At 71.0% G+C, this 23,785-nt stretch carries 18 protein-coding genes and 1 pseudogene; 9 read left to right on the forward strand and 10 right to left on the reverse strand.

Annotated elements, in window-relative coordinates; genetic code table 11:
* The first annotated feature begins 323 nt into the window (after positions 1-323).
* The 3 genes and pseudogenes from NIE79_RS30265 to NIE79_RS30270 all read left to right on the forward strand — a co-directional run bounded on the left by NIE79_RS30265 (position 324) and on the right by NIE79_RS30270 (position 3,493).
* Positions 324-1,907 (forward strand): cellulase family glycosylhydrolase, encoded by a 1,584-nt coding sequence (locus NIE79_RS30265; protein ID WP_238681858.1) that lies wholly within the window; start codon positions 324-326, stop codon positions 1,905-1,907.
* Between the two features lie 257 nt (positions 1,908-2,164).
* Positions 2,165-2,497 (forward strand): annotated as a pseudogene (locus NIE79_RS34305) (cellulose binding domain-containing protein); the annotation flags it as partial.
* 72 nt (positions 2,498-2,569) lie between these two features.
* On the forward strand, positions 2,570-3,493 hold the full coding sequence (locus tag NIE79_RS30270) for a pectate lyase family protein (protein WP_443677173.1): 924 nt from the start codon (positions 2,570-2,572) through the stop codon (positions 3,491-3,493).
* A gap of 48 nt (positions 3,494-3,541) precedes the next feature.
* Here NIE79_RS30270 and miaB read toward each other — a convergent pair whose 3' ends face one another.
* A complete protein-coding gene (gene miaB / locus NIE79_RS30275) occupies positions 3,542-5,035 on the reverse strand; it encodes a tRNA (N6-isopentenyl adenosine(37)-C2)-methylthiotransferase MiaB (protein WP_308193249.1) in 1,494 nt (497 codons plus the stop codon).
* 220 nt (positions 5,036-5,255) lie between these two features.
* On the opposite strand from miaB, the gene NIE79_RS30280 reads away from it, so the two are divergent.
* Complete coding sequence (locus NIE79_RS30280) at positions 5,256-6,164, forward strand: alpha/beta fold hydrolase (RefSeq protein WP_238681822.1); 909 nt, start codon at positions 5,256-5,258, stop codon at positions 6,162-6,164.
* A gap of 55 nt (positions 6,165-6,219) precedes the next feature.
* On the opposite strand, the gene fxsT is transcribed toward NIE79_RS30280, so the two are convergent.
* The 6 genes from fxsT to NIE79_RS30310 all read right to left on the reverse strand — a co-directional run bounded on the left by fxsT (position 6,220) and on the right by NIE79_RS30310 (position 15,402).
* Entirely contained in the window at positions 6,220-10,089 is a 3,870-nt protein-coding gene (gene fxsT / locus NIE79_RS30285; protein ID WP_238681823.1) for an FxSxx-COOH system tetratricopeptide repeat protein, read from the reverse strand.
* The gene (locus tag NIE79_RS30290) at positions 10,086-11,357 is read right to left on the reverse strand and encodes a TIR-like protein FxsC (protein WP_238681824.1); all 1,272 of its coding nucleotides are present in this window, start codon (positions 11,355-11,357) and stop codon (positions 10,086-10,088) included. Before NIE79_RS30290 ends, fxsT begins: the two co-directional genes overlap by 4 nt.
* Positions 11,354-12,013 carry a TIR-like protein FxsC gene (locus NIE79_RS30295; RefSeq protein WP_238681825.1) on the reverse strand — a complete coding sequence of 220 codons (660 nt, stop codon included), beginning with the start codon at positions 12,011-12,013 and terminating at the stop codon, positions 11,354-11,356. The genes NIE79_RS30290 and NIE79_RS30295 overlap by 4 nt, the downstream gene beginning before the upstream one ends.
* 52 nt (positions 12,014-12,065) lie before the next feature.
* Positions 12,066-12,890: an AAC(3) family N-acetyltransferase gene (locus tag NIE79_RS30300; RefSeq protein WP_238681826.1), complete on the reverse strand. Its 825-nt coding sequence runs from the start codon at positions 12,888-12,890 to the stop codon at positions 12,066-12,068.
* A complete protein-coding gene (locus tag NIE79_RS30305) occupies positions 12,874-15,150 on the reverse strand; it encodes an FxsB family cyclophane-forming radical SAM/SPASM peptide maturase (RefSeq protein WP_238681827.1) in 2,277 nt (758 codons plus the stop codon). Before NIE79_RS30305 ends, NIE79_RS30300 begins: the two co-directional genes overlap by 17 nt.
* 63 nt (positions 15,151-15,213) lie before the next feature.
* The gene (locus NIE79_RS30310; RefSeq protein ID WP_238681828.1) at positions 15,214-15,402 is read right to left on the reverse strand and encodes a hypothetical protein; all 189 of its coding nucleotides are present in this window, start codon (positions 15,400-15,402) and stop codon (positions 15,214-15,216) included.
* Between the two features lie 162 nt (positions 15,403-15,564).
* Between NIE79_RS30310 and NIE79_RS30315 the strand changes: the two genes are divergently transcribed.
* Positions 15,565-15,813 carry a DUF2277 family protein gene (locus tag NIE79_RS30315; RefSeq protein WP_238681829.1) on the forward strand — a complete coding sequence of 83 codons (249 nt, stop codon included), beginning with the start codon at positions 15,565-15,567 and terminating at the stop codon, positions 15,811-15,813.
* Positions 15,814-15,862: 49 nt separating this feature from the next.
* Here the strand turns inward: NIE79_RS30315 and NIE79_RS30320 are convergent, their stop codons facing one another.
* Both NIE79_RS30320 and selD read right to left on the reverse strand, forming a co-directional pair.
* Positions 15,863-16,342: a hypothetical protein gene (locus NIE79_RS30320; RefSeq protein WP_238681830.1), complete on the reverse strand. Its 480-nt coding sequence runs from the start codon at positions 16,340-16,342 to the stop codon at positions 15,863-15,865.
* A 230-nt stretch (positions 16,343-16,572) separates the two neighbouring features.
* Positions 16,573-17,562 carry a selenide, water dikinase SelD gene (gene selD, locus NIE79_RS30325; RefSeq protein ID WP_238681831.1) on the reverse strand — a complete coding sequence of 330 codons (990 nt, stop codon included), beginning with the start codon at positions 17,560-17,562 and terminating at the stop codon, positions 16,573-16,575.
* Positions 17,563-17,757: 195 nt separating this feature from the next.
* Between selD and NIE79_RS30330 the strand changes: the two genes are divergently transcribed.
* From NIE79_RS30330 to NIE79_RS30345, 4 genes are read left to right on the forward strand one after another with little or no spacing between them, the layout of a single operon-like run.
* Positions 17,758-18,513: an amino acid ABC transporter ATP-binding protein gene (locus NIE79_RS30330; protein WP_088946762.1), complete on the forward strand. Its 756-nt coding sequence runs from the start codon at positions 17,758-17,760 to the stop codon at positions 18,511-18,513.
* Between the two features lie 56 nt (positions 18,514-18,569).
* On the forward strand, positions 18,570-19,448 hold the full coding sequence (locus NIE79_RS30335; RefSeq protein ID WP_238681832.1) for a glutamate ABC transporter substrate-binding protein: 879 nt from the start codon (positions 18,570-18,572) through the stop codon (positions 19,446-19,448).
* A 41-nt stretch (positions 19,449-19,489) separates the two neighbouring features.
* A complete protein-coding gene (locus NIE79_RS30340; RefSeq protein WP_238681833.1) occupies positions 19,490-20,197 on the forward strand; it encodes an amino acid ABC transporter permease in 708 nt (235 codons plus the stop codon).
* Positions 20,194-21,165 carry an amino acid ABC transporter permease gene (locus NIE79_RS30345; protein ID WP_238681834.1) on the forward strand — a complete coding sequence of 324 codons (972 nt, stop codon included), beginning with the start codon at positions 20,194-20,196 and terminating at the stop codon, positions 21,163-21,165. Before NIE79_RS30340 ends, NIE79_RS30345 begins: the two co-directional genes overlap by 4 nt.
* Before the next feature lie 61 nt (positions 21,166-21,226).
* Here NIE79_RS30345 and rny read toward each other — a convergent pair whose 3' ends face one another.
* Positions 21,227-22,993: a ribonuclease Y gene (gene rny, locus NIE79_RS30350; protein ID WP_238681835.1), complete on the reverse strand. Its 1,767-nt coding sequence runs from the start codon at positions 22,991-22,993 to the stop codon at positions 21,227-21,229.
* Positions 22,994-23,785 lie beyond the last annotated feature (792 nt).

Here is a 23,785-nt window from a genome sequence, read left to right on the forward strand (position 1 = left end):
GGCGGGGTGCGCGCAGGGCGGTGGGGCGCGCAGGGCGGGGTGCGCGCAGGGCGGTGGGGCGCGCAGGGCGGTGGGGCGGGTTGACGCAGTGACGTGGGCTGATCAGAATGAGCGACGGAGCCAGGTAGGGCCACCGGCACGAGGGCGACGAAGGCGGAACATCCGCCGTCGAGGGTCGCCGGTGAGCTTCCGCGAGTGACCACGTCCGCGTGACATGGGCCGTCGCGCACTGTCCGCGTACCCCCTTGGGGACCGTGACGTGCGGACGGCCGCCTGCCGGCGTCGTCTCTGGACGGCGGCGGACCTCCGAAGTGGAGCTCGAATTGTTCCGTCCTAAAGCTCTCGGCGGCGCGCTCACTGCGCTCGTCACCGTCGCGGCCGGCGTGTTCCTCGCCGCCGCCGTCAGCACCAGCCCGGCCGTCGCCGCTGGCACCGGTACGGGTTATCTGCACACCAGTGGCAACCAGATCGTGGACAGCACCGGTGCGACGGTCCGGTTGACCGGCATCAACTGGTTCGGCATGGAGACCGACAACAAGACCTTCCACGGGCTGTGGTCGAACAATCCGTGGCGGGGACAGCTCGACACGATGGCCCGGTTGGGTTACAACACGTTGCGGGTGCCGTACTCGAACGACGCGCTGAAGCCGGGCGCGACCGCCAGTGGGATCAACGACTTCGTCAACCCGGACCTGATCGGGCTGTCTCCGTTGCAGATCCTGGACAAGGTGATCGACTACGCCGGCAGCAAGGGCATGCGGATCATCCTGGACCGGCACCGGCCGACGGCGGCCGGGCAGTCGCCACTCTGGTACACGTCGACGGTTTCCGAGGCGACCTGGATCAACGACTGGAAGATGCTCGCCCAACGGTACGTGGGCAACCCGACGGTGATCGGCGCCGACCTGCACAACGAGCCGCACGCGGAGGGCACCAACCCGGCGGCCACCGGCGCGTGCTGGGGCTGTGGCGACACCACCCGGGACTGGCGGCTCGCCGCCGAGCGGGCCGGCAACGCCATCCTCGGCGTCCAGCCCAACTGGTTGATCTTCGTGGAGGGGGTGAGCTGCCCGAGCGGCGGCCTCTCCAATGTCTGGGACGGCGACACCAGCAACGACGAGGACTGCGGCTGGTGGGGCGGCAACCTGTCGAAGGCGGGGCAGTTCCCGGTCCGGCTGAGCGTGGCGAACCGGTTGGTCTACTCGCCGCACGAGTACGCCACCTCGGTCTATCGGCAGACCTGGTTCGACGCCCCGGACTACCCGGCGAACATGCCGGCCATCTGGGACAAGTACTTCGGTTACCTCTACAAGCAGAACATCGCGCCGATCATGATGGGCGAGTTCGGCAGCACCCTCGTCGATCCGAAGGACAAGGTGTGGCTGGAGAGGCTGATGGCGTACACCGGGACCGGGGTGACCGGGATGTCCTTCACCTACTGGTCGTGGAACCCCAACTCGGGTGACACCGGCGGTATCGCGCTGGACGACTGGACGAACGTCAACACCGCCAAGCAGGCGATCCTCCAGCCGTACCTGATCGCGCCGTCCGGCGGCGGCACCAGCGGGCCGCCGACCGGTGGGCCGACGGATCCGCCGGCCGGCGCCTGCACGGCCACCTACCGGCAGGTCAACGCCTGGCAGGGCGGCTTCCAGGGCGAGTTGACAGTGAAGAACACCGGCTCGGGCGCGGTGAACCCGTGGTCGGTCACCTGGAGTTGGCCGTCCGGGGTGACGTTGGGCAGTGGCTGGAACGCCACAGTCACGCAGTCCGGCACGACGGTCACCGCTGCGGCTCCGAGCCACGCCCCGTCCCTGCCGGCGGGCGGTTCGGTCACCGTGGGCTTCACCGCCAACGGCACCGCGAGCGCGCCGGGCACTGTGAAGCTCAGCGGCGCCAGCTGCTGATCCACCGGGACGGCCGGTGCGCACCGCATCGGCCGTCCCGGCCATTTACATCGAGACCCTTCTATGCTTTTATCGGGAAAGCGCTTGCCTCATCGTGGGTGGGCGCGAGCGCTGGAGCCGCTTTCCTTCACGAACCTGCACTGGCGGGCCCGAGGACCACTGGTCCCGGCCGAGATTCGCCGCCCACGGGCATGGGCGTCGCGACACCTCCGCCCGCCTCACCGAAAGGAAGCAGCATGCGCACAGGACGGCGTCGGATGACGCTGATCGCCACCACTGCCGCAGCCACCGCCGCACTGGTCACCGCCGGGCTGTTGACCTCCGTGTCCGCCCAGGCGGCCGCCGGCTGCCAGGTGGCCTACTCGGTCGCCAGCCAGTGGCCGGGCGGGTTCACCGGCAACGTCACAGTCACCAACCTCGGCGACCCGGTCTCCGGGTGGACGCTGCGCTGGTCGTACGGGGCCGGTCAGCAGGTCAGCCAGGCGTGGGGCGCCACCGCCTCGCAGAGCGGCAACCAGGTCTCCGCGACCAACGTCGACTACAACGGCAACCTCGCGACAAACGCCAGCGCCACGTTCGGCTTCAACGCGAGTTGGAACAGCTCCAGCAACCCGGCCCCGAGCGGCTTCAGCCTGAACAACGTCGCCTGCACCGGCAGCACCATCCCGACCACCCCGCCGCCGACCACGCCGCCACCGTCGAGCACTCCCCCGCCCAGCACGCAGCCGCCGTCGACACTTGTCGGCTGGGCCACCCAGAACGGCGGCACCACAGGTGGTGGCAACGCCGCCACCGCCACCGTCACCACCGCCTCGGCGTTGACCAGCGCGCTGAACGCGACAGGTGCCGCGGTGATCCGGGTTTCCGGAACGATCACCTGCTCGGGCATGCTGCGGGTCCGGTCCAACAAGACCATCCTCGGCAACTACGGCGCGACCATCGCCGGCTGCGGGTTCAACATCAGCGGTGACCGCAACGTGATCATCCGCAACCTGACCTTCCGCAGCTGGAACGACGACGCGATCAACGTGCAGGAGTCGGCCACCAACATCTGGATCGACCACAACAGCTTCAGCAACGGGTACGACGGGGCCGTCGACATCAAGCGCGGCTCGGACTTCGTCACCGTGTCGTGGAACCGGGTCTTCAGCCACGACAAGACAATGCTGCTCGGCCACAGCGACGACAACGCCAGCCAGGACGTCGGCCACCTGCGGGTGAGCTACCACCACAACTGGTTCGACGGCAGCAACCAGCGCAACCCCCGGGTGCGCTTCGGCAACCCGGTGCACGTGTACAACAACTACTACCGGGCCAACGGCGGCTACGGCGTCGCGTCCACCGAGAACGCCGGAGTGCTCGTCGAGGGCAACTACTTCGAGAACGTCGACGACCCGTACCACCTCGGCGAGGGGGACTCGGGCCCCGGCAGCCTGGTCGCCCGCAACAACCACTTCGTCAACTCGCCCACCGGCCAGGCCGGCGGCAGCGTGGGCAGCATCCCGTACTCCTACCAGCTGGACACCGCGAGCAACGTCAAGTCCATCGTGACGGCGGGCGCCGGCGCCGGTCGGATCACCGTCTGACTCAGCCTTTTCCGGAAGGGCCCCTCGTCCAGGGGCCCTTCCGTGCGGTCAGTGGGTGGCGCAGCCAGCAGCGGGGGCAGCCGCGACCGGCGGTGCGCCGATCGTCGGCAGACCGAGCAACACCCCGGGGGTACGCGGCGAGCGACCAGCCTCGGCCGCGTCACCGGCCCGGGTCCGTCGGTGCGCCACCGGCGCTCCGTCGGCGTTCAGGTGGTGCGGGGCGGCGTAGGTGACTGTGGTGTGCACGATGTCGCCGGGCCGGATCTGACCGGCGAGGGACTCCCCGTCGGCGGTCTCGGTCGCGAAGTGCACCAGTCGACCGTCGCGGGCCCGACCGGACATCCGGCCGGTCCGCTCGTCCTTGCGGCCCTCGCCGACGGCGACCAGCACCTCGACGGTCTCCCCGACGAGGCGCTTGTTCTCCGCCCAGGTGATGTCCTCGACGCAGGCGATCAACCGCTCGTAGCGCTCCTGCACGACCTGCTTGGGCAGCTGATCGTCCATGGTCGCGGCGGGGGTGCCGGGCCGCTTCGAGTACTGGAAGGTGAAGGCCGAGGAGAACCGGGCGTCCCGGACCACGTCCAGGGTGCGCTGGAAGTCGGCCTCGGTCTCACCGGGGAAGCCGACGATGATGTCGGTGGTGATCGCCGCGTCCGGCATCGCCGCCCGGACCTTCTCGATGATCCCCAGGTAGCGCTCGGAACGGTAGGACCGGCGCATCGCCCGGAGCACGTCGTCGGAGCCGGACTGCAACGGCATGTGCAGCGAGTGGCAGACGTTCGGCGTCTCGGCCATCGCGGCGATCACGTCGTCGGTGAAGTCCTTCGGGTGCGGGCTGGTGAAGCGCACCCGCTCCAACCCGTCGATGTCGCCGCAGGCCCGCAGCAGCTTGCCGAACGCGTACCGGTCGCCGAACTCCACGCCGTACGAGTTGACGTTCTGCCCGAGCAGGGTCACCTCCAGCACGCCCTCGTCGACCAGGGCGCGCACCTCGGAGAGGATGTCGCCGGGGCGCCGGTCCTTCTCCTTGCCGCGCAGGGCCGGCACGATGCAGAACGTGCAGGTGTTGTTGCACCCCACCGAGATCGACACCCAGCCGGCGTACGTGGACTCGCGGCGGGTGGGCAGCGTGGACGGGAAGACGTCGAGGGACTCCAGGATCTCCACCTCGGCGGCGGCGTTGTGCCGGGCCCGCTCCAGCAGCACCGGCAGCGCGCCGATGTTGTGGGTGCCGAAGACCACGTCCACCCAGGGGGCCTTGCGGACGATGTCGCCGCGGTCCTTCTGGGCCAGGCAGCCGCCGACAGCGATCTGCATCCCGGGGTGCTTGTCCTTGACCGGGCGCAGGCGACCGAGGTTGCCGTAGAGCCGGTTGTCCGCGTTCTCCCGTACGGCGCAGGTGTTGAAGACGACGATGTCCGGGGTGTCGTCGGTCGGCACCGCGCGCACGTAGCCGGCCTGTTCGAGCAGGCCGGAGATCCGCTCGGAATCGTGCACGTTCATCTGGCAGCCGTACGTCACGACGTTGTAGGTCCTAGCCACCCTCTTGGTGCCCCTTCCCCTCGGGCTACCAGGGTAGCGGCCCGTTCGGGAGGCCCGACCCACCGGCATTGACCCGCTGGCCCATGGCGGGCATCCACGACGGGCAGTACGCTGCACAACAAGAATGTGTTCTGGGCGATTTCGGGGGCTTTGCACTCGGCGCCGACGATGCGCGGCTCCGTTCACGGGGGAGCACATGACGACCCGCGGGAGGCCAACCGTGACGCGACAAGATGCGACACAGCGCACCGTCACGACCCCGGACGGGCGGCACCTCGCGGTGGAGACCTCCGGAGCGCCGGACGGGCCGGCGGTCTTCCTGCTGCACGGCACCCCGGGCAGCCGCAGCGGCCCCCGACCCCGGGGCATCGTCGTCTACCGCCTCGGCGTGCACCTCGTCTGCTACGACCGACCCGGGTACGGCGACTCCGACCGGCACGAGGGTCGGCGGGTGGCCGACGCCGCGGCCGACGTGGCGGCGATCGCCGACGACCTGGGCATCGACCGGTTCTCGGTGGTGGGCCGCTCCGGTGGCGGGCCACACGCCCTGGCCTGCGCCGCGCTGCTGCCGGACCGGGTCACCCGGGCCGCCGTGCTGGTGGGGCTCGCCCCGGCCGGCGCGCCCGACCTGGACTGGTACGCGGGCATGGCGGAATCGAACGTGGAGGACTACGGGCAGGCCGACGAGGACCTGGCCGAGCTGACGCTCAACCTGAAGGTGCGCGCGGACGAGGCCCGCCGGGACCCGATGACGCTGCTGGACTTCCTCCGCCCGCAACTTCCCGACGAGGACATCCGGGTCGTCGACGACGTAGCGATTCGCCGACTGCTGACCGACATGTACTCCGAGGCGCTGCGACACGGCCCCGAGGGTTGGATCGACGACGTGTTGGCGATCCGGCGCGGCTGGGGGTTCGACCTGGGTGCCATCCGCGCGGAGGTCCGGCTCTGGCACGGCGAGCAGGACCGCTTCTCCCCGGTGGAGCACTCCCACTGGCTCGCCTCGCGGATTCCGCGCGCCGAGGTGCAGGTGCAGCCCGGCGCCGCGCACTTCGGGGCGGTGGAGATCCTGCCGCAGACCCTGACCTGGCTGGCCACGCCGGACCTCGCGACCAGCCCGCAGCTCTGAGCGCCCGGTCCGGCCGGCCGGCCCGGACCGCCGGAGCGCCCGCCGAACGACCCGCTCAGATGGTGTGTGGGTCGATCACCCGGACCACGAACCGCCGTTCGCGCAGGGTCTGCACTGTGGGATGTTCCAGACCGATCACCTCGGCCAGCCGGTCCGCCACGGCGCCGACGTCCTCGGTGGCCGGGCCGTCGCCGGCCCGCCTCGCCACCAGGGCGAGGTCGCCGAGGCAGCGCAGCGTGTCGGGGTGTTCCGCACCGATCACCGCGGCCAGTCGGCCGGCGGTCTCCCGCAGCCGGTCCCGCGCCGACTCCCAGTCACCCTCCTCGGCGAGACACACCGCCTGGTTGACCTCCGCCGCGAGCGTGTGCGGGTGGTCCGGCCCGAGCACCTTGCGCAGCTCGCCGACCGCCCGGGACGCCGACGCGAGTGCGTCCGACCTGCGCCCGAGCGCGCGCTCCGCCGCCGAAATGTTACTCACCGTCGCCAGGGCGTGCGGGTGCTCCGGGCCCAGCCGGAGCTGCTCCTCGAACGCCACCCGCACGGCGTTCATCTCGGTCAGCGCCCGGGCCGCGTCGCCGACGGCCAACAGGTTCGCCGCGCGACTCGATCGGCACGCCACAGTGTCTGGATTGTCCGCCCCGAAGCGTTCGTCGAGTTCGCGGTAGGCCGTCTCGAACATCGGCGCGGCCTCGCTGCCCCGACCGGAGCTGCGCAGGGACACCGCCAGGTTGACCTGAGCGGCGAGACTCTGGCCGTCATCCGGCCCGAGCACCTCGCAGTACGTGTCGTACACGGTGCGCAGCAGGGTGGCCGACCTCTCGTACTCGCCAGCTTCCCGCAGGTCGCTGCCGAGCCGCACGGCGGAGACGAGGGTGTAGGGATGCGTGGGGCCGAGCACCAGCCGCCGCCGCTGGTGCACCTCGTCGTCCCAGCGGCGGGCCGACCGGTAGTCGCCGACCAGCCGGTACGACACGGCGAGGTTGTTGGCCGCGCTCAACGTCCGGGGGTGGTCCTCGCCGAACACCTGGAGCCAGGAGGCGTAGGTGGACCGGTCCCGTTCCAGGGCCTCGGCGTAGCGGCCGAGCGCCCGCAGGTCACCGCCGAGGCTGCCGGCGGTCATCAGACTGTGCGGGTGCAGCGGGCCCAGCAGCCGGCGTTGCTCGGCCAGCACCGCCTCGTCCAGGTCCCGCGCCTCGTTGAACCGGCCCAGGCTGCGCAGGATGTTCGCCCGGTTGAACCGCAGGTGCAGCAGCTGGCGGCCCAGCGCCGATGCCTCGACCTCGTCGTGAGTGTCGCCGAGCCGGGCGCTCCAGGTGTCGTCCACCTCCTGGCTGAACGTGTCGGCCTGGTCCAGACCGCCGCGCTGCCACAGATAACGGACCCGGTCGATCAGCAGCTGACACACCGGCTCGTCCGGGCAGGTCAGCGCCTCGGAGACCTCCAGGTGCGGCCAGAGCATGCGAAGCCGGGCCCAGGTGGTCGGGTCGTCCACGTCGCCACGGGGCCGAGACGCGGCCAGCACCAGGTGCACCTGGTGTCGGGCGGCGACGATCTCGTCGTCGGTCATCCGGTCGCGGACCACCGCCTGCAACAGCCGGTGCACCTGGACCCGACCGCCCTGGACGTCGAGCTTGAGCAGTGCCAGGCGGTTGATCTGCTGAACCAGGGCGCCGCGCACGAGCCGCTCCGACACCGACGGGTCGAACGGCACGAGGGCCGCCGCCATCTCGTCGCTGTAGATGAGTTCGAGGGCGATCTCCGGGGCCAGCACCGAGCAGAGCTGCAACAGCCGGTACGCGGCGGGCGCCTGCTCCAGCAGCCGGTTCAGCGACAGGTCCCAGGTCGCCTCCACGGAGAGGGCGCTGGGGCCGTGCCGCTCGATCTGCCGCAGGTAGTCGGCGACCGACGTGCCGGTGTCGGCGAGCCAGGCACCCGCAGCGGCCACAGCGATCGGCAGGTCGCCGAGCGCCTCGGCCACCCGGTCGGCCTCCTCGGCGCTGATCGTGGGCACCCGCTGGGCGAGGTGCGCCACGCTCTCGGTGCGGTCGAAGACGTCCACCTGGATCGGGTTCGCCCGGTCACCCCAAGCGCGGTTGCGGGAGGTCAGCAGGACGTGCCCGGGGCCCTGCGGCAGGAACGGCTCGATCTGGTCGAGCTCTTCGGCGTTGTCCAGGACGACGAGCCACCGCTCGTACGGCTCACCACGACCGAGCACCTGGAGCACCGACCGGACCGTGTCGGGCAGGGTCGGCCCGACGAGGATGCCCAGGCGACTGGCGAGGTCGGCGAGGGCGGTGTCGACGAACTGCGGCGGGTCCGCAACGATCCACCAGACCACGTCGTACGCGGCCTTGAACCGGTGCACATACTCCAGAGCCACCTGCGTCTTACCGACGCCGCCCATGCCCTGCAGGGCGACCGGCAGCACCACAGCGCTGCCCCCGCTCTGCAACTGTGCGCGCAGCCGCGCCAGGTCGTCCTCCCGGCCGGTGAACCGGGCGTTCCGGTTGGGGGCGTTGAAGATCAACGGCTCGGTGCCGGGATAACGGGTGGCCCCGCCCGCCGGCCCGTCCGCCGACGACGGCACCGGCCGGCCGACCAGCCGCAACACCCGCTCCACGGCGGTCGCGGCGCTCACGTTCACCAGGTTGGTGGAACTCTGCGACGGGAACTCGGCCAGCGGGCGCAGGTCGGCGACATACACGGCCAGGGCCGTGGAACCGGTGCTCGTGTCCCGGTCGGGCAGACCACCGGACGGCGTCGCGACGTAGGCCGGCGAGACCACTGTCAGCGTGCGTGGAGCCGGCGTACCGGCCGACCCGACGGCGGACGTGGGCTCCACCACCCGCAGCCCGGCCGAGCTGAGCACCCGCTCCAGCCACTCGGCCCAGATGGCATCCTCCGGCGCGTACCGGAGCACGATCTGGTCGTCGATCGCCTCGGTGCGTCGGCGGAACCGGGCCTTGCCCCGCTCCCGCACCGACTCGTCCATCAGCGGCAACGCCGTCACCGCGCCGTCGGTGAGGATCCCGGTCAACGTCTCGAACGCGGCCAGCAGCGACGTCGGTGAGCCGGGCGGGTCGCCGAACGTCGCGAGGGTCTCCTCGTACGCGTAGAACGGCCGGTACGGGACCTCCACCGCGGCCCAGTAACGCCGCCGTTCCGCCTCGGTCATGCCGGCCGGCAACCCGGCGAACCGGCGCATGGCCAGCAGGCGACCCGCCTCGGCCCGCTCCTTCTCGGCCTGGTCGACCCGCATCGGCACCGGCAGGACCCTGATGTCGCGCCGCCGGTACCGGTCCCGCACCGAGTGCGCCACCCGGGCCGCGCCGTCGATGCCCTGGTCGCTGAGCGTGAAGCAGTCGACCAGGGTGTCCGGTAGGTGCAGGGTGCAGATGTCGGCGACGTCGCTCAACCCCGTCCGGCTGTCGATCAGTGTGAAGTCGTACTGGCGCTTCATGTCCGCGCGCAGCGCCTCGAAGAACTGCGCCCCGCCCAGCCGGTTGTAGAAGTTGTCCCAGTCCAGCCCGCTCACCGAGACCGCGTAGTCGCTGTTCTGCCGGCCGGCGGAGAGGAAGTCGAGGCCGCCGCCGTCGGGGAAGTTCCAGCGCAGCGAGAACGCGTGCCGCCCGACCCGGGCGTACTGCTCCATCCAGCGGTCCGGTCGGTCGTCGACCCGGGTGGTCTCCCACTCGTAGTCGCGGATCATGTCGATCACGCCGCTGGTGCCCTGGATCGCCTCGGCGTCGAGGAACGGGTGGAAGAAGCGGTGCAGACCGGGTGACTCCAGGTCCCAGTCGGCGACGAGCACCCGCCGGCCGCTGGCCGCCAGGATCCAGGCCACGTTGGCCAGCGCCATCGTCCGGCCCGTCCCACCCTTGAACGAGTAGAAGGTGACGACCTGGCCTTCGCGATCGTTGTTCATCGATTTTCTCCGTGGGGACGCGGTGGGGCCGGATCATCAGGCGGGGACGCGGGGTCGGTGGGAACGGTCGAGCCGGCGGCGGGCAGGCCGTCCCGCAGGCTCGGCACCGGCTCCGGCGGTGGTTCGAAGGGGACGACCGGGCCGTACTTGAGGAACTGCCGGCGCGCCTCGGTGACCAGCGCCGGCATCAGGTCGACGAACTCCGGCATGTTGCACGCCCGCTTCACCTGGGGCAGACCGGCGTCGTGCAGCAGCTGCGTCACAGCGGTGGCCCAGCGGGTGGCGTCCTGACTGTCGTCGTCGTCGGTGACCACCAGCGGAACGACCCACTCCCGCAGGCCGTGCAGCATGCGGCCGAGGACCGCTGCCGCGTCCGGCGCCGCCGCGATCCACGGATCGACCAACAGCACGGCCGGCCGCCGATCGAGCATCGCGGACGCTTGCGCGAAGTCCTCGGTACGGGCCGAGAGCCCGAGCCGCTCGGCGGTGCTGACCGCGTACTCGGCGGCGGGCAGTTGCTGGCTGCGCCCGTACGGCCGCCAGAGCCGGCCGCTGGCGGCGTAGCCGGCGGGGTCGCGATCGGTCGGCAGCCGGTCCCGCGTCGGGGCCAGGACGGCGACGACGAAGTCCGGGTCGGTGGGCGCCGGACGGACCACCTCGTCCAGGCCGGGCGCCCGCGACGGGCCCATCGGTCGCCGCTCGGCGGTGTGCACGATCCGGCTCGCCAGGCGGCTCAGCATCAGCTCGTACTGGGCCCGGTAGGAGGCCAGCATGCAGAACGCGCGCAGGCCGTCCGCCGCGTACTCCGGGACGTCCCGGCCCAGGTCCAGGGCGCCGTCCAGCTCCGGGTGGGCCTCCCACGGGGGAAACGGGATCCACAGCACCGGGGTGAGATGGCCGGCGGTGACCCGGGCCGACCCGGCGGCGGCCAGTCGGGCCCGGAAGGACTCCTGCTCCCCCAGCGCCCAGGGGCGACTGAAGTAGCCGGGTGAGTAGAGCGGAACGAAGACCTCGGCGTCACCGAGCGCCTCGGCGAGGGCGGCTTTCCAGTCGGCGCCCAACGGGATGTGCTGGTCGAAGAAGCCGATCCGCATCCCGGCGACCGGTCGCGCCTGGCGCCGCACCTCGTCGGTCAGGTCGGCGAAGAACTGGCCGACCCAGACGTCGGCGTCGGCCCGCCCGCCCGGCGGCGGCGCCGAGTGGGCGTAACTCAGGAAGAAGTACGTCCCGCGCGCCCCCGGCCGGCGCCGGGCCGTCGGGGGGCTCACTCCGGCTCCTCGGCGAACCGGTTGCACAGCTCGTCCACGCTCGCCGGCACCCAGGGTTCGACAAGATACGACCGGTGGATGGCCACGATCCGTTGCGCGAGGCGCCAGACCACCGCCCGGTACGCGTTCTCCCACTGCATGGTCAGCAAGCCGTAGACCCCGTCCCGCTGGTAGTGCACCGCGATGTCGGGATCCGGCATCGCGGTCGGGGTGAAGCGCTGGATGTCGCGGAGCACCCGAGGCAGCGCGGTGCCGTTCGTCGGCGACCAGGTGACCGGCACGATCGCCGTCTCGTGGACCGAGGCGGAGCTGTGTCGCGGGGTGATCCGTCGGCGGGAGAACGCGTCCCACTCCCGGCCGCACCAGTCGCTGCCGAGCAGCGCGCTGGAGACCAGCGGGACGAAGACCTGGCAGGTGCCGGCGGCCTGGAGAAGCTCCGGGCTCCAGCGTTCGCCGCCGGCGATGGAGCTGTCCAGGAAGCCGGCGTCCACCCCGGTCACCGGGCCGACCAGCTCGCTGACGTGCACGGAGAGGTCCTCGAAGAAACGGGAGACGTACTCGGCGGGTTTGCCGGTGGCCCGGCCGACCGGCGCCCGCGAATAGCTGATGAAGAAGAGTGGGGCGCGTGCTTGAGAGGGTGCGTCCACTGTGCTCACTGCAGCCCCTCCGCCCTCCCCACGCGGCCGGACCATCAGCGTAGTCCCGGCGTCAACGTCGCGCCGCCAACCGGTTCGTGGCGAACCACCCAGTCGCGAAGTCGACAGCGGCCCGCGCCGGCAGCAGTCGGGCGTTGGCTCGCCCCACCCGGCCGTGCCGCACCAACGGCGTCTCGTCGAGTGCGGCACCCACCGTCGGGAAGTCCCTGTCGTCCAGGTCCAGAGCCCGGAAGTCGAGGCGCACCCGCCGCCCGTCGACGAGCCGGAAGCACTGGTAGTCGCGCTCGGGTGGCGGCACCGGCAGCCGGTACTCGGCCAGGTGCAGGCCGGTGCACGCCTCGTAGCCGAGGCCGAGCAGCAGGATCTGCCCGTCCGCCGCGTAGAGGCCGCCGACCGGTGAGCGTTCCCCCAGGTGGCAGGTGAGGTCGTGGCCGTCGGTGAGTTGCCGGGCCCTCGGACCGAGCGCGGCGAACGACGTCTGCGGATGGTCACTGCGCACAGCACCGGGGGTGCACCGGACGTACTCGGCGAGCGCACCCATCCGCTGCGCGGGGGTGGTCCGGCGGTCCCAGCCCGGCAGCGCCGCCTCGTACCGTTCGCGCTGCGCCCGGTCCATGCCGGCGGTGGCTGCCAGGTGGGCCCGGGAGGTGGTCGAGTTGCCGTCGGTGTGGGTGGGCACCAGCAGCGTGCCGGCCGGGCCGAGGACGTCGCGCAGCGCGCCGGCGAGGGTCGCCGGGCCGTGTTCCAGTGGGCCCACCCGACGCAGGCCGCAGTGCACCAGCAGGCACACCCCCGGGCGTACGCCCAACGCCCGCAGGTCGTCGGCGAGGCGGGGACGGCCCAGTCTGGGCGGAGGGTGCTCATCTGGACCCGACACGGGTCTCCTCCAGGGCGTGGCGCAGCTGGCCGACGAACCGCTCACCCGCCGCGGTGAGCGACCGGCTGGCCAGCAGCGCGTCGACGCCGTCCCGGGTCCACGCCAGGAAGTGGGCCGCGTGCGCCGACGCGTCCGGATCGTCGGTGGCCGCCCGGGACTGCCAGACCTGGGTGACGGCGAGGTGCGCGTACACCCCCTGGAGGACGCCCTCCGGTGGCCGCGGGTCGGGCCGCCAGGGCACCCGGATCCGAAGGCCCTGCCCGGGTTCGACCAGGTCGTACAGGTCGAGCACCGCACCCAGCTTCGCGTGCTGCCACTCGTGCACGAGCAGCACCGCCATCGTCTCCGGGTCGGGATGGGGGGTGACGGCGACCGCGCCGTACGCGTGCCGGGCGGTAGCGCTCCGCAGGGGTCGTGCCGGGTCGGGCGCCAACGGAACGACGGCACGCAGGCCGCCGTCGAGCGCCGCCGCGTGCGCCGGCACGTCCCGGTGCACGATTCGCCAGGCCGCCGCCAGGGTACGACCCAACGCCCGCGCCGCCGGAACGTCCAGGCGTGACTCGACCGGCTGGCCGTAGCAGTCGCGGTAGGGGTCGCCGTCCTCGATAAGCAACCGGCCACCGGGCATCGACACGTCGCGGGTCGGAAACCAGCCGGTCGACGGCGGAGCCAGCGGATCGAGGAGCACCGTCTGCGCGACCGACCCGCCCCGGACCTGGAACTCGCCGGGCCGGACGGTCACCTCGGCGCTTCCCCCCAGGCCGGGCAGCACCAGGCTGCCGAGCGTGGGCAACGTGATCGTGTCGGCCCGCACCGGGACGTGCAACGCGGCCGGGACGCCGGCCCGCAGCGCCGTGGCGATGGCGAGGGCCGGCAGTGGGTCGACTGCCGCGCCGAGGCCGGGCGGCGCCGACGAGTCGAGGCGATGCACCAGCCCGGGCCGGACGAAGGGGTGCGCCAGGATCGCCCGGACCGCCTCCGGCGCCGACCGGTCGAGGTCGACGAGCAAGTCCCAGGCGGCAGTGGTGCCGGACCCGTCCCGGCAGGCCGCCAGCAGCGCGCGGGTGATGGAGAGCTGGGTGTCGGCGAGCAGCGCGAGCGTCGAGGCCGACCCGTGCCCGGTCGCCAGGTCGTCCAGCAACTCGTCGACCGGCGAGGTGGCGGCCCTTTCGCCCGACGCGGGTCGGGTGGGCGGCGGGTAGGCGTCCACTGTGTCGATCAGGCGGAGCAGGTCGGCGCAGTACGCCGAGGGGTTGTCGAAGCCGGAGCCGGTGCGCCAGCGGTGGGCGTACAGGCCGCCGCCGCACCGGTCGACCACAGGGCAGGCCCGGCAGGTCGCGCAGAGCCCGTCCACGCCCTCCTGCCGGACGGCGACCCCGGGGTGCCGCGCGACCTCGTCCACCGAGTGGTCGAACACGTCGAACCCGGTGCCGGCCGCGCCGTGGAACGCGGTCTTCAGCGAGTCGACCTGTTCCCACGTGCCGTCCGCCTCGATGACGAGCACGTCGGCCGGCGCGAGGCCGAACGCCTCGGTGCCGCCGCCACCGGGGCGCAGCGCCTCGAACATCCGGATCGACATCGGGCGCCCGTCGTCCACCCACCGCCGGTGCAGCCGCCCCAGCCAGTCCGCGTACGGGGTGGGCTCGGGGCCTGGTCGCTCCGGGGGGTTGTCCCAGGTGGCGTGGGGCAGCAACAGGTCGACCCGGGGCGGGCTCTCGGCCAACAGCGCCTCGTACACCCGGTCGGGATCGTTGCGGACGTCGATCGTGCAGAGGATGCCGGCGTAGCTGGCGCGGTGTTCCGGCCGTCGGAGCAGGGCCAGCGCCCGCCGGACGAGGTCGTGGCTGCTGCCGCCGTGTGCGAAGACCCGGTGGCGGTCGTTTGCGGCACGGTCGCCGTCGAAGGAGACCCCGACCCGCACGTCGTACTCGACGAACAGCCGGCACAGCTCCTCGTCGAGCAGCACGCCGTTGGTCTGCATGCGCAGGTCGAGCCGCGCCCAGGGGGTGATGGCCGTGCGCAGCTCGGCCAGCACCTCCCGTAACCCGGCGGCCCCCAGCAGCAGCGGCTCACCCCCGTGCAGCACCACGTGCACGACCGGCAACTCGTGCTCGCGGGCGTGCTCGGCGATGCGCCGTGCGGCGGCCTGGACGGTGGCCGGCGGCATCCGCGCCGGACGGCCGCGCCAGGTCTGGTCGGCGTGCTGGTAGATGTAGCAGTGGTCGCAGCTGAGGTCGCACCGGCTGTGCACCTTCAGCACGAACTGGCTGATCCGCCGGCAGGATCCGCCCGCTCCGGGCGGACCGCACCGGCAGACCATCACTCAGATGGACGAGTTGAAGGCGGCGACGGCCACGATGCCGGACGGCACGGAGGCGTTGGTGACGACCCGGCTGCGCACCGCCTCGATCAGATCGGCGTGCTCGACGGCGATCCGTTCCAGCGGAACGTGCAGGCTACGGGTGAGATCGTCTAGGTCGGGACGGGATGAGCGGGCGGGGGCATGGTCCACAATGAGTCTCCGGGGGCCCGGGCGCTGGGAGCGCGAGCGGCGGCTGTGGCGCGAACGGCTCTGGTCCGTGACCAGGATAGACAAATATCGACCCAGTGTCACCGTCGGTACCACCGCCGGCACGGCGAGTGGACCACAGCGGTGGACGGAGGAGGAGCTGACATGTGCCGGAGCATCAAGACGCTGCGGGAGCCGTTCACCCCGCAGGTGACCGACGCGGACGTCGAGGCGGCGGCGTTGCAGTACGTCCGGAAGATTTCTGGCTTCCGGACGCCCGCCGCGCACAACGCCGCCGCTTTCGACGCCGCGGTGGCTGCCGTGGCCGAGGCGACGCGCACCCTGCTCGACCAACTGGTGGTGCGCGGTGCCGGATCGGGCACCACGGACCGGTCGGCCACCGCCGCCAACTGAGCGCCGCCCACCGGCACGGCACCCCGGCCGGGCCTGACCCTGGGGAGGGTCAGGCCGCGGCGAGCGCCGGGGCGACAGTGTCGGGCGCCCAGCGCGAGCGGTGACACTGCGACCAGCCCCGGCAACCCGGGTCGCCCAGCGAGCAGAGCCGAAGCCTGCTGAGCACCTCGCCGTCCTCGGTGTCCCGCACGTCGAAGTGCACCGGACGGACCGTGCCGTCCGGGGCGACGAGCAGGTGCCGGCCCGCGTCGAGCGTGTCGTCGCGCAACAGGCAGTTGCGGCCCAGCAATCGGGCCAGTGCCGCGATGCTCGCGTGCTCGGAGAGCTGCTCCGGCACCCCGTAGCAGTCCACCACTGTCGAGAACTCGCCCGGCGCCTGCCAGACGTCACACACCACCGCGTACGCCGGCAGCCGCGCCGGGTCGGCCACCGCCAACGGCATCACAACCCGACCAAGCGCCTCGGCCAGCGCCGGGTAGACCTCCACGGGTTGAGCCCCGTCGATTCTCCAGTTCCACAGCTCGGTCATTCCGCCTCCTCGCTGCGTTCGTCCCCACCGGCCTCCGAATCGGGCCTTACACACGATGGTGGGGGGCATTTGACCCCAGCCGGGGGCAAGTTACCGGTCTGTGACCATTCCGGGCAAAATTTCCCTGAGCGGCATTGCTCGGAGTAGCGGGAAGGTGACAGTTTATCGGGTATGGTGCGCCATTCGCACCACCGCCACCGCGTGTCCCGCCGCGGGTCGACCGGCCTTTGTCAGCGCAGGACCACCCGGTGCTCTCCCCGAGGCAGCAGCTCACCCACCACGGGAGCGCCGGGCACCTCGCCGGCGACCAGCAGCCCACCGGAGGTCTGCGCGTCGGCCAGCAGCAGCCGCTCGGCCTCGTCCGCCGCGCCGAAGTCGGTCCACGGGGTCACCCAGTCCAGGTTGCGCCGGCTGCCGCCGCTGACGAACCCGTCGCGCAGCGCCTCGCGGGCACCGGCCAGGTAGGGCACCCGGGCGGTGTCGATGGCCACCGTGAGCTGGCTGGCCCGGGCCAGCTTCGACGCGTGCCCGAGCAGCCCGAACCCGGTCACGTCGGTGCCGCACCGGATGCCGGCGGCCACCGCCGCGCGGGCGGCGTCCCGGTTGAGCGCGCTCATCGTCGCCACCGCCTCCGGGAAGCTCTCCCCGGTCGCCTTGTGCCGGGTGTTGAGCACACCCACCCCGAGCGGCTTGGTCAGCGACAACGGCACCCCGGCGCGCCCGGCGTCGAGGGTGATCAGCTCCTCCGGTCGGACCGTGCCGGTGACCGCGAGACCGTACTTCGGGCCGTCGTCGTCCACGCTGTGCCCGCCGGCCAGGTGACAGCCGGCCTCCCGCGCCACGTCCTGGCCGCCGCGCAGCACCTCACGGGCCAACTCCAGCGGCAGCACGTCGCGCGGCCAGCAGAGCAGGTTGAGGGCCACCAGCGGGGTGCCGCCCATCGCGTACACGTCGGAGAGCGCGTTGGCCGCGGCTATCCGACCCCAGTCGTAGGCGTCGTCGACCACCGGGGTGAAGAAGTCGGCGGTGCTGACCAGGCCGGTCCGCTCATCCAGGCGCACCACCGCCGCGTCGTCGCCGTGGTCCAGCCCGACCAGCAACTCGGCGGTGCCGGTCGCCGGGCCGAGACCGGCCACCATGATCTCCAGCTCGCCCGGCGGGATCTTGCAGGCGCAGCCACCGCCGCGGGCGTACTTGGTCAACCGTACGGGTTCGGTCATCCCCCCATGATCGCGACAAGGCGCCACGATCGCCACCGTGACCACCCAGTCGGTGACCGAAATCGGACGCCCGAGAACGATCGTGACCGGTGTTACCGCTCCGTGACCCGCTGGGTTGCGTTCTGCCACATCAGGCCGCCTACAGTGGCCGCACCGGGGGTCAACCGACCCCGATCCGGGAGACGACAGGGGACGGTGGACGACGTGACGACGGGCGAACCGCTCATCGTGCTGGACGCGGTCAACAAGTGGTTCGGGCCGCTGCACGTGCTGGACGACGTCTCACTGTCGGTGGGTCGGGGCGAGGTGGTCGTGGTGATCGGCCCGTCCGGCTCCGGCAAGTCGACGCTGTGCCGCACGATCAACCGACTGGAACCGATCAACTCGGGCACCATCACCTTCGACGGTCAGCCGCTGCCGGCCGAGGGCAAGCCCCTCGCGAAGCTGCGCAGCGAGGTGGGCATGGTCTTCCAGTCGTTCAACCTCTTCGCGCACAAGACCATCCTGGAGAACGTCACCCTCGGCCCGATCAAGGTCCGCAAGGAGAAGCCGACCGCCGCCCGCGAGCGCGGCCTGGCCCTGCTGGACCGGGTCGGCATCGCCAACCAGGCGGACAAGTTCCCGGCCCAACTCTCCGGCGGTCAGCAGCAGCGGGCGGCCATCGCCCGGGCGCTGGCCATGCAGCCCAAGGCGATGCTCTTCGACGAGCCCACCAGCGCCCTGGACCCGGAGATGGTCGGCGAGGTGCTCGACGTGATGACCTCGCTGGCCAGCGACGGCATGACGATGGTCGTGGTGACCCACGAGATGGGCTTCGCCCGGCACGCGGCGAACCGGGTCATCTTCATGGCCGACGGGCAACTGGTCGAGGACGCCCCACCGGCGGAGTTCTTCGCGAACCCGCGCAGCGAGCGGGCCCGAGACTTCCTCTCCAAGATCCTCACGCACTAGGCGTCCGTAGTGGAGCGCGCCGTACTCGGTGGGCTCCGTTGAAGAAGGAGAAGAGTATGCGTATCAAGCGCGTTGCGGCAGTCGCCGCGGTTGCCGCTCTGGCGCTCGGCCTCACCGCCTGTGGTGGCGACGACGGCGGGGAGGGCACCGGCGCTGGCAGCAAGTCCTTCACCGCCGGCACCACCATGGAGAAGCTGAACAAGGCCCAGAAGATCAAGGTCGGCACCAAGTTCGACCAGCCCGGCTTCGGCCTGAAGGGCCTCTCCGGCAAGCCGGAGGGCTTCGACGTCGAGATCGCCAAGATCATCGTCAAGGAGCTCGGCATCCCCGAGGACAAGATCGAGTGGGTCGAGGCCCCCTCGAAGGTCCGCGAGGACGTGATCGTCAACGGCACTGTCGACCTGGTCGCCGCCACCTACACGATCAACGACAAGCGCAAGGAGCGGATCGCCTTCGCGGGCCCGTACTACGAGGCCGGCCAGAACATCCTGGTCAAGAAGGACGACACGACCATCACCGGTCCGGACTCGTTCAAGGACGGCACCAAGAAGGTCTGCTCCGTCACCGGCTCCACCCCGGCCGAGACGATCAAGCAGTACGTCAAGGACGTCGGCTCCCAGCTGGTGCTCTTCGACACCTACGACAAGTGCCGGGACGCCCTCAAGGGTGGCCAGGTCAACGCCGTGACCACTGACAACGTGATCCTGCTCGGCTACATCGCCAAGGACGAGGCGTCGTTCAAGCTGGCCGGCAGCAACTTCACCAAGGAGCCGTACGGCATCGGGGTGAAGAAGGAGGACGCGGACTTCCGCAGCTTCATCAACGACACGCTGGACAAGGCGGTCTCGGACGGCAGCTGGAAGAAGGCCTGGGACGGCACCGCCGGCAAGTTCGGCGCGGAACTGGGCTCGGCGCCCACCATCAACCGCTACTGATCTGATCCTTCGATCTGGAGGGTGGGGAGGAACACCGACCCGTGAACGTGCTCATCGACAAGTTCGACGTCTTTGCGGGTGGTTTCTGGCTCACCCTCCAGATCTGCATCCTCGCCGCGATCGGTGCCCTCGTCCTGGGCGCCATCGTGGCGGTGCTGCGCATCTCACCGGTGCCGCCGCTACGCGCGCTCGGCACCAGCTACGTGAACGTCTTCCGCAACATGCCGCTGACAGTGGTGATGTTCTTCGCCGCGTTCGGCCTGCCGGCACTCGGCTCCAACGCGGACTTCCTCCGCATCCCGGTGATCGACTCGCTGTTCACCCGGCTCGGCACCGATCTTCCGTACTTCCGGTTCGCGCTGATCGCCCTCGTGCTCTACACCGCCGCGTTCGTCTGTGAGGCGCTGCGCTCCGGGGTCAACGCGGTGCCCGCCGGCCAGGCGGAGGCGGCCCGGTCACTGGGCCTGACCTTCGGGCAGAACCTGCGCCACGTGGTGCTGCCGCAGTCCTGGCAGGCCTCCGTGGTGCCGCTCGGCTCGGTGATCATCGCGATGATCAAGAATTCGGCACTGGCCGGCTTCTTCGGGGTGGTCGGCGACCTGTCGGCTACAGCCGACCAGCTCACCGGGGCCGAGGGCTACGCCTTCGTCCCGGTCGCCATCGGCATCTCGCTCGGCTACCTGATCATGACCGTGCCGCTCGGCGCCCTGTTGGACCGGATCGAGAAGCGACAGGCGGTGGCCCGATGAGTCAGCAGACCAGCGTCCTCTACGACGTCCCCGGGCCCCGGCAGCGGCGGATCACCCTGATCAGCAGCATCGTCGCCGGCGTCGTCCTGCTCGTTGGGGCCTACTTCCTGATCTACCAGCCCCTGGACGAGAAGGGCCAGCTCTCGATGGAGCTGTGGGGGCCGCTGCTCGACCCCTCCAACGAGAACTTCTCCCAGGTGTGGGACCGGATCGGCCTCGGCTTCAAGAACACCCTGATCGCGGCGGCCCTGGCCGTCGTCTCCTCGCTGGTGCTGGGCACACTGCTCGCCGTCCTGCGCATCCAGCTCAAGAGCCTGAACCGGCTCCGGTTCACCGGGCTGGCAACGCCGGTGGCCTACCTGCTGCGTGGCGTGAGCACGCTGCTGTCGGCGGTCACCCGGGTCTGCGTCGAGGTGTTCCGCGGCCTGCCCGTCGTGATCACCATCTTCTTCGTGGCCCGGGGCTTTCCCGAGTTCGGTCTCTACCTCGACAACCTCTGGTACCTGGTCATCGGCCTCACCATCTACAACTCGGTGGTGATCGGCGAGATCCTCCGCTCCGGCATGGAGGGGCTGCCCGGCGGCCAGCGGGAGGCCGCAGCCGCCATCGGGCTGTCCCCGGCGCAGACCACCCGGATGATCCTGCTGCCGCAGTCCTTCCGGATCATGCTGCCGGCACTGATCAGCCAGCTGGTCGTGGTGCTCAAGGACACCTCGCTGGGGTTCATCATCAGCTACGAGGAGACCCTGAACATCGGCAAGCAGATCATCGGCGTGCTGGGCAACCCGATCCCGGTCTACGTCGTGATCGCCGTGCTCTTCATCGTGGTGAACTACTCGCTGTCGAAGCTCGCCCAGTACGTCCAGCGGCGGCTCGCCCGGGGCCGCAAGACCGCCGGCACCCCGGCGCAGAACCCGCCGCCGGCAGCCCTGGTCTCCCAGGCCGAGAGCAACGGTCAGGGCTTCTGACGCTCAGCTCGCAAGGAGAAGGGCCAGCCCGGCATCCGGGCTGGCCCTTCCACTGTTCCGACTAACGGGCGATCTCGGTGACCCTCGACTCGCGGACCACTGTGACCCGGATCTGACCCGGGTAGGTCAGCTCCTCCTCGATCTGCTTGGCCACGTCGCGGGCCAGCACGGCCGCCCCGATGTCGTCCACGTCGTCCGGCTTGACCATCACCCGGATCTCCCGGCCGGCCTGCATGGCGAAGACCTTGTCCACGCCGAGCTTGCCGGCCGCGATCTCCTCGATCCGCTCCAGCCGCTTGACGTACGCCTCCAGGCTCTCCCGGCGCGCGCCCGGCCGACCACCCGAGCAGGCGTCGGAGGCCTGGGTGAGCACGGCCTCGATGGTCTGCGGCGGCACCTCGTTGTGGTGCGCCTCGATGGCGTGCACCACGTCCTCGTGCTCGCCGTACTTGCGGGCCAGGTCCGCGCCGATGATGGCGTGGCTGCCCTCCACCTCGTGGGTGAGCGCCTTGCCGATGTCGTGCAGGAACGCCGACCGTTTGATGATGGGCACGTCCAACCGCAGCTCGGCGGCCATGATGCCGGCGATGTGGGCGGTCTCCACCAGGTGCTTGAGCACGTTCTGCCCGTACGAGGTGCGGTAGCGCAGCCGGCCGAGCAGGGTCACCAGCTCGGGGTGGATCTCGGTGATGCCGACCTCTACCAGGGCGTCCTCGGCGGCGCGCAGACAGAGCTGCTCCACCTCCTGCCGGGCCAGGTCGTAGACCTCCTCGATCCGGTGCGGGTGGATGCGCCCGTCCAGGACCAGCTTCTCCAGGGTCACCCGGCCCACCTCCCGGCGGACCGGGTCGAAGCAGGAGAGCAGCACCGCCTCGGGGGTGTCGTCGATGATCAGGTTGACGCCGGTCACCGACTCGAAGGCGCGGATGTTACGCCCCTCCCGGCCGATGATCCGCCCCTTCATCTCGTCACCGGGCAGGTGCAGGACGCTGACCACGCTCTCCGCGGTCTGCTCGCTGGCGACCCGCTGGATCGCGTCCACCACGATGTGTCGGGCGCGCTGCTCCGCCGTGTTGCGCGCGTCGGACTCGATGTCCCGCACGAGCAACGCCGCTTCCCGCTTGGCCTGCGTCTCGATGGCGTCGACCAGCTCCAGCCGGGCGGAGTCGGCGGTGAGCCCGGCGACCCGCTCCAGCTCCCGGCGGCGCAGCTCCTCCGACTCGGTCAGCTCGGCCTCCCGCTGGGCGAGCGCGGCCTCCCGGGTGGCGAGGGCGGCCTTGGCGGCGGTGAGCTGCCGCTCCCGTTCGGCGAACCGCTCCACCTCCTCGGTGTGCATCCGTTCCCGCTCGTCCATCCGAGCTGCCCGACGTTCCACCTCGGCGGCCTGCTCCCGGGTGGTGGCGGCGAGCACCGCGACCTCCCGCTCGCCGCTGCGCCGGGCCGCCGTCCGCAACTGCTCGGCGTCCGCCTCGGCCTGCTTGTGGGCGCGCTCCAGAACGGTGTCCGCCTCGGCCCGGGCATCGTCGAGGACCCGACGCGCCTCGGCGCGGGCAGCCTTCGCCTCGGCCTTCGCCGCCGCCGCCTCGGTACGGGCTGCGGCGGCCGCGGACTTCGCCACGTCGATGGTGCTGTTCGCCTCGTCAGCCGCGGTCCGCAGCGCAGCGAGGGACTGCTCCTGGCGGTCCTTCTCGGCGATGAAGGCGGGATCCTCCGGAGCCGGCGCGGCGCCCATCCGGCGCATCGTCCGGATGCCGACCAGCACGGCCCCGATCACCACCACCGCGAGGACGAGGACGGCCGCGAGGAGCACGACGTCGAACGCGTTCATGCCGGGACCCCGTCGGGTCTACCGATGAACCTGTGCCGCCGCCCCGCCATGGCCGCCTCCCCTAACGTCGAGACCGCAGCGACCGTGCCGGGGGCACACTCCTGCGGCTGTGGACGCCCGACCGGAGCGGCTGGCCGTGGGTAGCTTTCTCCGCCGGCGGTGCCCATGGGGCAGCGTCGGCGACCGGGTGCAGTTGTCGCAGCGTTCCGGACCGGCCTGTCCGGAACTGCCGCCAAAGGCCGCGGAGTCGGCCAAAGTGATGCTGTTCTGTTACGCGATCTATGTTGTGCGCTTAGCCTGCGCTGGTCGGGCAATGTGAGCCTGTATGGCGAGGCTAGGTCGCCGGAGGTGCTCTGGTCAAGGACTCATGATCAAACCCCCCGAACGGAGCGAAGTTGTGGCGTCACTCAAAGCTGATGTCGTGTCGGACACGGTAGGACAAACGCGGCGAGCCGGCGGCCCCGATACGGATGTCGTGCCTGTTCAGAGACGGCGACACCCCGCGCAAGAGCCGACTTTGTGACACCAGTGACCCCCGGCCCACACCTGGACCTTCGTCGGGCTCGTCACGTCAAGATCGCGCGCGCTCCTGAGAGTCGACACCGTCACGTGAGGGCTACGGACGGCGAAAGATCGCGCCGATCTTGCAGTTTCGGCTGTCGACATGAGTGGTATGCACCTTATGTCTGGACAGAAAGTGCAAGATCGCGGAGCTGGAGTTCGCTCAGGGTTGGGGATCATGGAATTGTGGTGCCTGGATTGGCACTTTACGGGCGTTTTGTCGCCCACCAC

The sequence above is a fragment of the Micromonospora trifolii genome, assembly GCF_022229005.1.
Lineage (GTDB): Bacteria > Actinomycetota > Actinomycetes > Mycobacteriales > Micromonosporaceae > Micromonospora > Micromonospora trifolii.

What these genes read in the sequence shown, in the direction of transcription:
- fxsT (WP_238681823.1), bottom strand. Translation starts at nt 10,089, where the DNA reads ATGAACAACGATCGCGAAGGCCAGGTCGTCACCTTCTACTCGTTCAAG.
- NIE79_RS30315 (WP_238681829.1), top strand. Translation starts at nt 15,565, where the DNA reads ATGTGCCGGAGCATCAAGACGCTGCGGGAGCCGTTCACCCCGCAGGTG.
- NIE79_RS30320 (WP_238681830.1), bottom strand. Translation starts at nt 16,342, where the DNA reads ATGACCGAGCTGTGGAACTGGAGAATCGACGGGGCTCAACCCGTGGAG.
- selD (WP_238681831.1), bottom strand. Translation starts at nt 17,562, where the DNA reads ATGACCGAACCCGTACGGTTGACCAAGTACGCCCGCGGCGGTGGCTGC.
- NIE79_RS30335 (WP_238681832.1), top strand. Translation starts at nt 18,570, where the DNA reads ATGCGTATCAAGCGCGTTGCGGCAGTCGCCGCGGTTGCCGCTCTGGCG.
- NIE79_RS30345 (WP_238681834.1), top strand. Translation starts at nt 20,194, where the DNA reads ATGAGTCAGCAGACCAGCGTCCTCTACGACGTCCCCGGGCCCCGGCAG.
- rny (WP_238681835.1), bottom strand. Translation starts at nt 22,993, where the DNA reads ATGAACGCGTTCGACGTCGTGCTCCTCGCGGCCGTCCTCGTCCTCGCG.